Origin of the sequence: Flavihumibacter cheonanensis (genome assembly GCF_022352215.1) — a bacterium.
Taxonomy (GTDB): Bacteria; Bacteroidota; Bacteroidia; order Chitinophagales; family Chitinophagaceae; genus Flavihumibacter; species Flavihumibacter cheonanensis.
On record NZ_JAKRWF010000040.1, the window covers coordinates 1 to 292 of the forward strand.

The window sequence follows — 292 nt, forward strand, 5'->3', positions numbered from 1 at the left end:
GTCGCCGTATTTCCGGTCCCGGCGCATCAGCTCGAGCCACTCCGAGAGCGCGGTCGCGTAGTCGCCCGCGAGCGCGTGGTGCGCCGCAATGGCGTGGCGTGCCTCCGAGTCGGCCGGGTTCGCGTCGAGACGCGCGCGCAGGGCCAGCACGTCCGGGTGGGCATTGGCCGCCTCGACGAACGAGAGCTGCGCGCGCAGGAGCTTGAGGGCAGGGTGGTCGGGCACCGCCGCCTCCACCTTGGCGATCGCCTCCAGTGCCGCCGGGACGTCGCGCAACTCGAGCTGCGTGGCC

At 73.6% G+C, this 292-nt stretch carries 1 protein-coding gene; it reads right to left on the reverse strand.

Annotated elements, in window-relative coordinates; all coding sequences use genetic code 11:
• Nucleotides 1-292: tetratricopeptide repeat protein (locus MD536_RS21035; RefSeq protein ID WP_239603763.1), on the reverse strand; the 292-nt coding region annotated here is incomplete at both ends.